A 7,840-nucleotide genomic window follows, 5' to 3' on the forward strand; every position below is an offset into this window, starting at 1 on the left:
GTTGTACCTCCAATGGCAAACATCCAAATATCCTTTGTCCTTCTTGCAGCACTGGCATTAAAGCTCCCCTCTGACCTTTGTATTCCTCAATAACTCTTTCCAGCTTTTCAAAATTTTCCTCTGTCAAAATATTTTTAGCCATAATGTCCCTCCTTTTTTTGATAATTTATTATAAATTTCAAAATTTTTATCTTGAAATTTTTTTAAATTTGAAAATCATTATTAATAGATATTTGTTATTATGTAAAAATATGTTAAACTTTTAACTTTTAATTTCAAAAAATTTTTTATTGCATAATAATTATACCTCAGCCCTAAATAAAATTCAATCCTGAAACTTCTTGTATTTTCCTAATTATCTAGATAATGTCTATTTTTCAGGCTATTTAACAAAATAATTTTAATATTCTTTATTTTTATTCGTTACTTTAAAATAGTTATTCCATTTTATTTTTCCTTAATTCAGCTGCCATCATTATTTTTTAGTCATTATGTAAACTATAGATCAGGAGTATATTTTGTCTATTTATAGGATTGTTTTGGTTTTATTGATAATATTTCTTTATTGATAGTTTTTCTATTGTTTTATTGCTTTAATTGCTTATTGATTATCCATCATATAATTCTACCTATGCAACTAGTTTTAGCAACACTATTGTTGTTTTTACCTCTAGCTATTTAAATTCATACCTTCTCTTTACTAATGCCTTAATATCGAGACCTATCTCTTCATTTCTCCAACCTTTCTATCAGTAATTTTCTTTTTACCCTTGCAATTTACCATAGCCTAAACTAAAAAAGAAATACCATATTGGAAGTATGGCATTTCTTTCTCTTATTGTATTTCTATTTGAAATGGTGCTATGACCCGGTCCATTATACCAGTTACATGGGAAATCAAAACCCCATAGTTAATGATTGGCACATTTTGTCCTCTGGCTTTATTAATTCTTGCCATCATTTCCCTACGATTTTGCATACAGGCTCCACAGTGAACAATCAAGCTATATTCTGAAAGATCTTCCCTAAAACTGTTTCCGGAAACCCAATGGAAATCCAAGCTTTCTCCAGTTTCCTTTTCCAGCCAGCGGGGAATTTTTACAGTTCCAATGTCATCTTCCTGTCTATGATGAGTACATCCCTCTACTATTAAAACCCTATCTCCTTTTTTTAATTTTTTAATAGCCTTCACTCCCTCCACCAATTGTCGTAGATCCCCCTTGTATCGAGCAAACAATATTGAAAAAGAGGTTAAAGCTATCTCAGGTGGAACAATTTTAGATACCTCTGCAAAGGCCTGAGAATCTGTAACAACCAGTTTTGGTGGATTTTTAAGACTACCTAAAGCCTCTTGAAGCTCCGTTTCCTTACAGACAATCATAAAGGCATCATGATCTAATATATCTCTTATTACTTGAACTTGGGGCAAAATCATTCTACCCTTAGGAGCAGAGGTATCAATAGGGGTAACCAATACTACTGTATCTCCTCTTTCAACCAATCCTCCCATTAAAGAAACTTCTATATCCTTTGGTGCAGCAGCTATGATCCTTTCCTTCAGCTTATCTATCCCCTCATTGGTTTTAGCACTTACCAGTACAGTAGGAGTAGAATTTGTTTTCTCCACCACTTCTTTTGGATTTTTTATAATATCCCACTTATTATAGACAATTATAGTTGGAATGTCCTTCTCTTTTATAGTAGTTAGAAGTTCTTCCTCAAAAGTGCCTATTCCAGTTTCTAGGTTTGTAACAATTAAAGCTAAATCAGTTTTATTTAAAACTTCCTTTGTTTTTTGCGTTCTTAATTCTCCTATAACACCTTCATCATCAATACCAGCTGTATCAATAATCAAAACTGGGCCAATAGGCAGTATTTCCATAGTCTTATAGACAGGGTCCGTGGTGGTGCCTGGTATATCAGATACAAGGGCAGTATCTTGGTTTGTTAAGGCATTAATTAGACTTGATTTCCCTGCATTTCTTCTTCCAAATATAGCGATATGAAGGCGATTCCCTCTCGGGGTATTGTTCATCTATTGTACCTCCTCTGGAGAAATTTTTAGATATTTAGGCAGCTTTCTCCCAGATTCCTTCACTGCCCTAAAGGCAGATTGTAAATCAATCATATTCTTATTACTGTAAATTTGATAGTTGCTTCGATATTTTGCTGGTGTAGATATTAACATAATTGTATTTGCTCCTGCTTGTAACGCCTTTGTCTGACCATCAGGGTCTATGGAGGCCAGAGCAGTGGTGGCAGGTAGAAAAACATTTTTACAGACCAATCTTGTTATAGCCACAGCTCTTAAGGTCATTTCTACACTCCCCTGTGGGTATAGCTCAAAGGGAGTTCCTTTAGCTGGGATAAAGGGTCCTATCCCAATCATATGAATGGCCATATCTTTAAAAAATAAAATATCTTCAGCTATATCCTCTGGTCTTTGTCCTGGTAAACCAATCATATTGCCGGATCCATTTACATAACCCAACTGCCGAAGCCCCTTAGAACATTTAAGTCTTTCATCAAAATCGTCATCAGGGTGAATAAATTTAAAAATATCCTTATTTGTGGTTTCAATTTTCAATAAAAAATTGTTGGCTCCTGCTTCCCTCAAGGTTTCATAATCTGTAAATGACCGTTCTCCTATACTTAAGGTAATCATCATCTTCGTTTCCCTTTTAATCCGTCGAATTAATTTTACTAAAATTTCTGTGGTATAATAATCATCTTCTCCTGACTGTAGTATTACGGTTTTAATTCCCCAGCTATGGAGCTGATGAATCACCTCCATAATTTCCTCTTCCTCCATACGATAGCGTTTTGGAACAGTACAGCCTCTTCTAATACCACAGTAATTGCAGTTCTTCTTACAATGATTTGAAAATTCAATAGCTCCTCGAATTTCAACTACATCTCCAACAATTTCCTTCCGCATTTGATCTGCCGTTTGAAAAATCGCCTCTATTTCATTTTTGCTTTCGGTTTTAAGGAGATAAGTAATTTCCTCCTTAGTGATATCTAAGTCCTCCTCTATTTTACTCATGATATCCCTAAAGGTGTGGGTGATGATATTCTTTTTTAAGCTTTCCATTAATCCAGACAGTTTGCGGGATTCATAGGGATGAATTTCCTTAAAGCTAAGATTGTTTTCCTTAAGGGTATTTTCTACTAATTGTCGGTCTTCTTTTGCAATTGCAATAGATGTACTACAGATAGACCCATACTGAATAGGTGTTGGGACAAGGTCTGTATGAATTCCTTGGGACTTTATAACCCTATCTGCATTTAGCATTTCGCTGGTTGAGTAACATATTATGATATATTTTTCTTTCGATGCTTTCATATTATCGGCCTCCCTCTCCCACTTGGCTAAAAATAGAGATCTCTTTTTCCTTTTTGTATTTCTTTTAGCCTTTGTAATGTGATACTTTTAATTTTAGGATTTTGTATTTCCTCCAAAGCTTTACGAATCAAAGCTTCACCCTGTTTTTTTGTTTCATCTGAAGCACAATCTATTAAATTTTCCTTAAAAGTTAAAATAGCATTTGGTTGACAGAATTCGTGGATATGGGCATCCTTTGCCAGTTCCATAAAAGCCTCTCCAGTTCTATTGGCTCGATAACAGGCTGTACAAAAACTCGGTAGGTGCCCCTGTCGACAAATCACCTGCAACATTTCATCCAAAGAGCGTTCATCACTAGTCTGAAATTGAGTTGCTTCTCCATCATCCTGTTGATAACCACCTGGACTTGTTTTAGAACCCGCAGATATTTGGGACACCCCTAGATTCAGCAACTCATCCCTTAAGAAGGCCGCCTCTCTGGTGGACAAAATAATACCGGTATAGGGTACGGTTAATCGATAAACGGCTACTATTTTCTTCAAATCCTTATCAGAAACAGGGTAAGGGGCTGCCTCTAGAGCTGAATCATTCGCCGGTCTTAACCTAGGAATAGAGATGGTATGGGGTCCCACACTATAGTTTTCCTCCATGTATTGAGAGTGCATTAACGTAGCCAGTACATCAAATTTATAATCATATAATCCTAATAGTACCCCTATACCAAAGTCGTCTATCCCCGCCTCTAAAGCTCTTTGTAAAGCAGTTAATCTATAATCATAATCAGACTTAGAACCTGATGGATGCATTTTTTTGTAGGTATCACGGTGATAGGTTTCCTGGAATATCTGATAAGTTCCTATACCAGAAGCCTTCAATTTTTTAAAATCATTTACCTCCATAGGAGCTGCATTTACATTTATTCTTCTTATATCAGCCCTCTCATAGATGGCCTTTACCCCATTTATAATGTGATCTATATGGGTTTTACTATTATCCTCTCCACAAACCAGCAATACCCTTTTATGTCCTTGCTTTTCAATTATTTGAGCTTCATGAACAATTTCTTCAACATTTAAAGTTTTCCGATGGAGGTTTTTGTTGGCAACCCTAAAACCACAATATAAGCAATTATTTGTACACTCGTTACTTGTATAAAGAGGTGCAAATACAACAATTCTTTTCCCATAAATTTTAATTTTTACATCTCTAGCTGCGTGAAATAAAGCTTCAAGTAAATCTTCATCTTCAATCTGCAAAAGAATAGCAGCTTCTTCTAGGGTCAGTCCATAACAGTCCCTAGCTTTTTCTATAATTTCTAAAGTTTCTTCTTTGGATACCCCATTTCCACCTTCCAACAGTCGGTAAATTTCTTCTTCGTTAATGATTTTTTTCGTATCCATCCTATATCCTCCTTAATTAAGTAGTTTAAATGCTGAAGAAAAGGTTGATATTAAGCAATTATTTCTGAATTAATGCACTTTTCACTGAAACCCCTTGAAGTCTTCCTAATTTTCCTGTCATGGCTCCTATTTGGTCTGTTGTCCCGTCTACAATTGTAGAAATCACACTTAGCTTTTTTTCCTTATAGGGGACCCCCATCCTTCCAACAATAATATCTCCAAAACTACTGAGAAGTTTATTAACCATATCAACACTTTCTTTGTCTTCTATAAGAATTGCAACTACTCCTATTCTACTTTCCATACAAAGTTCTCCCTTCGCAATAGATAATTGTCTATTATTTAAAACGATTTTATGCAACAAAAAAAACTCTCCAAAGGTAGGAAAGTCCCCTTTTGCTCAGAAAAATCCTTGCAGTTAGCATCATGTTGATCTCCTCCTAATGAATACAATCCACCAGTTAGAGTTTTTAGTTTTAAATTTTCAGTTCCTAATATTTTTTTGTTATCATATGTTAATTGAATTTAGTAAATATCATTTCCTTATAATTAGGTGAGTGAAGGTAGGAAAACCACCTCCACTCCTTTATTTTATTTATTCATTCTCTTTAGCCAATATCGGCCATAACTACTTCAACAACCTCTTCATTGTCAACGGAATATCCTTCTCGTGCCCTATAATGGGTGTGCAGGAGTTTATGGGCTTTATGGCTATTTGGTTTTTCTAAATATTCATCATACAGTTTCTTAATCATTGGATTTTGATGGGATTTACGATATTCCCTCACTGTATCTTCTTCGTATAAAGCCTTTGCTCGCTCCACTCTTATATCACAATCCATTTTCACCCTAGCTGATACATGGGGCTGACCACCTCCGGTTACACAGCCACCACTACATCCCATGATTTCAATGAAATGATATTCCTTCTCTCCAACCTTAATCATATCTAACACCTGGGCTGCCATGGCAGTTCCATGGACAACAGCTATTTTAATTGTATTGCCCCCCAATGTTACCTCTGCCTCTTTGATTCCCTCGACACCTCGAACATTGGTATACTCGATATTTTGTAAATCTTCACCCTCTAATACATCTGCTACAGTTCTAAGAGCTGCCTCCATAACGCCTCCGGTAGCACCAAATATAGCTGCCGCTCCAGTATATTCCCCTAGGGCTGGATCAAATTCTGCATCCTCCAGCTTCATAAATTCAATTCTCGCCTGCTTAATCATTTTACCCAATTCTCTTGTTGTTAATACTGCATCTACATCCCTTAACCCTTCAACTTGTAACTCTGGACGTGTTGCTTCTGATTTTTTAGAGGTACAGGGCATAATGGAAACTACAAATATTTTCTTAGGATCAATATTTTGTTTTTCTGCATAGTAAGATTTAACAATAGCTCCCAGCATTTGATGGGGTGACTTACAGCTGGACAGGTTAGGGATAAATTCTGGATAATAGAATTCACAAAATCTCACCCACCCCGGTGAACAGGAGGTAATCATTGGCAGGGTTCCACCCTCCTTTATTCTATGAAGCAACTCGTGGCCTTCCTCCATGATGGTTAGGTCAGCCGCAAAGTTCGTATCAAATACCCGATCAAATCCAAGCCTCTTCAAAGCTGCTACCATCTTCCCTGTTACTCTTGTTCCTATAGGTAAACCAAACTCTTCTCCTAAGGCTGCTCTTACCGCTGGAGCTGTTTGAACCACTACATGAACCTCTGGGTCCTCAATAGCATCCCAAACCCTTTCAATATCTTCCTTTTCCCTCAAGGCAGCTACTGGACAACTGACGATACATTGTCCACAGTAGATACATGGGGAATCCGCCATACTCTTTCCAAAAGCCGGAGAAACCTCTGTATGATAACCCCTATTGGTAAAATCAAGGATACTGATTTTTTGTACATTTTTACATACGTTCACACATCTTCCACAAAGAATACATTTACTGGCGTCCCTTACGATAGAATCAGATTTTGCATCCACTGTTGTTTCAATTTTTTCTCCTTCAAAGGGTATCTCACTAATGTTTAATTCCTCTGCTAAGCTTTGAAGTTCACAATTCCTATTTCTAGAGCAGGTTAAGCACTCACGATTATGATTTGAAAGTATCAATTCTACCGTGGATTTTCTAGCCTCTCTTATTTTTTTTGTATTGGTTTTTACAACCATTCCCTCTGCAACAGGGTGTACACAGGATGCCTGTAGTCCCCTTGCTCCCTCGATCTCCACTAAACAGACCCTACATGCTCCAATTTCATTGACATCCTTTAAGAAGCATAGGGTAGGAATATTTACACCAACAGCTTTAGCCGCCTCAAGGATTGTAGAGTTTTTAGGGACTTGAACTTCAATATTATCTATAGTTAAAGTTACTTTTTCCAATTACGACACACTCCTTTTCCAATAAGATAAGAAACCTTACCCTATTTTCTTATGATTGCTTTAAATGGACATTTATCCACACAAGCACCACACTTCACACAAGCTTCTTTGTCAATTATATGCAATTCTTTTCTTTCACCAGATATTGCATTTACTGGGCATACTTTTGTGCACAGAGTACATCCCTTACAAGCATCTGTTATATAGTAATTTGATAGCGCTTGACAAGCACCAGCAGGACATTTCTTTTCATTAACATGGGCTTCGTATTCATGTCTAAAATAATGTAAAGTGGATAACACAGGGTTTGGTGCTGTTTGTCCTAGACCACATAAGGAAGATGTCTTAATATTTTCAGCAAGTTTTTCTAGGTTTTCTAAGTCCTTAGGTTCACCCTTACCCTCTGTAATTCTATTTAATATTTCTAGCATTCTCTTTGTACCTATTCTACAGGGAGGACATTTTCCACAGGATTCTTCAACGGTGAAATCCAAGAAAAATCTTGCAATATCCACCATACAATCTGTTTCATCTAAAACAATCATTCCTCCAGAACCCATCATGGAACCAAGTTTAATTAAGTTATCGTAGTCAATAGGAACGTCAATATACTCTGCTGGAATACATCCTCCTGAAGGTCCTCCTGTTTGGACTGCTTTGAAGGCCTTTCCATCTGGAATTCCTCCACCTATTTCATA

General features: G+C 36.5%; 6 protein-coding genes. All 6 read right to left on the bottom strand.

Annotated features, from left to right (window positions below; translation table 11 throughout):
* Nucleotides 1-835: 835 nt before the first annotated feature.
* Entirely contained in the window at nt 836-2,035 is a 1,200-nt protein-coding gene (gene hydF / locus BLS22_RS15255; RefSeq protein WP_176762206.1) for a [FeFe] hydrogenase H-cluster maturation GTPase HydF, read from the bottom strand.
* Entirely contained in the window at nt 2,036-3,346 is a 1,311-nt protein-coding gene (gene hydE / locus BLS22_RS15260; protein ID WP_176762207.1) for a [FeFe] hydrogenase H-cluster radical SAM maturase HydE, read from the bottom strand. It lies immediately after the preceding gene.
* A 26-nt stretch (nt 3,347-3,372) separates the two neighbouring features.
* Complete coding sequence (gene hydG, locus BLS22_RS14735; RefSeq protein WP_090555122.1) at nt 3,373-4,746, bottom strand: [FeFe] hydrogenase H-cluster radical SAM maturase HydG; 1,374 nt, start codon at nt 4,744-4,746, stop codon at nt 3,373-3,375.
* A gap of 58 nt (nt 4,747-4,804) precedes the next feature.
* Nucleotides 4,805-5,050, bottom strand: a complete 246-nt coding sequence (locus BLS22_RS14740; RefSeq protein WP_090555125.1) for a TM1266 family iron-only hydrogenase system putative regulator — start codon at nt 5,048-5,050, stop codon at nt 4,805-4,807.
* A gap of 304 nt (nt 5,051-5,354) precedes the next feature.
* Nucleotides 5,355-7,142 (bottom strand): NADH-dependent [FeFe] hydrogenase, group A6, encoded by a 1,788-nt coding sequence (locus BLS22_RS14745; RefSeq protein ID WP_090555126.1) that lies wholly within the window; start codon nt 7,140-7,142, stop codon nt 5,355-5,357.
* A 41-nt stretch (nt 7,143-7,183) separates the two neighbouring features.
* On the bottom strand, nt 7,184-7,840 hold a 657-nt coding region (locus BLS22_RS14750), incomplete at its 5' end, for an NADH-ubiquinone oxidoreductase-F iron-sulfur binding region domain-containing protein (protein ID WP_143011303.1).

The organism is Natronincola ferrireducens (assembly GCF_900100845.1).
In the GTDB taxonomy this organism is placed as follows: domain Bacteria; phylum Bacillota; class Clostridia; order Peptostreptococcales; family Natronincolaceae; genus Natronincola_B; species Natronincola_B ferrireducens.